At 47.5% G+C, this 1,245-nt stretch carries 1 protein-coding gene; it reads right to left on the reverse strand.

Translation table 11 applies throughout. From position 1 onward, the window contains the following. Window positions 1-173 precede the first annotated feature (173 nt). A partial coding sequence (locus tag B7Y67_RS18455) for an electron transfer flavoprotein-ubiquinone oxidoreductase (RefSeq protein ID WP_293599881.1) occupies window positions 174-1,245 on the reverse strand: 1,072 nt, incomplete at its 5' end.

The following is a 1,245-nucleotide window of genomic DNA, read 5'->3' on the forward strand; positions in this document are numbered from 1 at the left end:
TATCTTATGGCTTGGGTGGAACGCTAGGCGGTTTAGTTGCGGGCTGGCTCTGGGAAGCAACTCAGCCACGCAATGTGTTTGTGATGGCCGCATTAGCTTGTGGATTAGCAGGTATGGCGATTGGGAAAATGCGCCCACGCCACTACCCAGCTAGATAAATCAATCAACATTCTTTACATTGATCCGTAGTTCGGGCCACCACCACCCTCGGGGGTAATCCAAATAATATTTTGACTTGGATCTTTGATGTCACAGGTTTTGCAATGCACGCAGTTTTGCGAATTGATTTGTAACTGTGGCTGCCCATCTTTTTCTACATACTCATATACGCCGGCAGGGCAGTAACGTTGCTCGGGACCTGCGAAAGTTTTGAGATTCAAGCTGACAGGCACCGACGCATCTTTTAATGTGAGGTGAATAGGTTGGTTCTCAGCATGATTAGTATTAGAAATAAATACTGAGGAGAGGCGGTCAAAAGTAATCTTGCCATCGGGCTTTGGATAGTCGATCGGTTGATGCTGTGCTGCTGGTTCAAGGCACTCATGGTCTGCATGCTTTAAATGAATTGTCCAGGGCATATTGCCGCCCAACAGCTTTTGTTCTAGACCAACCATCAGAGTTCCAAGGTAAAGTCCTTTGGACATCCACGGCTTAAAGTTGCGCGCTTGATTTAGCTCGGTATGTAGCCAACTATTTTTGAAGGCGCTTGGATATGCAGACAAGACATCAGCAGAGCGATTCTCATTAAGCGCTGCAACTGCGGATTCAGCAGCCAGCATGCCGGTCTTAATGGCGGCATGGCTTCCTTTAATGCGGGATGCATTTAAGAAGCCAGCATCACAACCAATTAATGCGCCACCGGGGAATACAGTTTTAGGCAGGCTATTTAATCCGCCAGCCGTTAGTGCACGAGCGCCATAGGCCAAGCGCTTACCGCCTTCAAAGGTCTCGCGAATCTTAGGATGTAATTTATAGCGCTGGAATTCTTCAAAAGGAGAGAGGTAAGGATTCTTATAGGAGAGACCTACCACCAGACCTACTGCGACCTTGTTATCACCCAAGTGATATAAGAATGAACCGCCATAGGTATCGCTCTCCAGTGGCCACCCAGCTGTATGAACTACTAGGCCAGGCTTGCTCTTAGACGGCTCAACTTCCCATAACTCCTTAATTCCAATGCCGTAGCTTTGTGGGTCAGCATCTTTATCTAATGCAAACTTGCTAATCACTTGCTTGCCTAGATGT

The organism is Polynucleobacter sp. 35-46-11 (assembly GCF_002281105.1).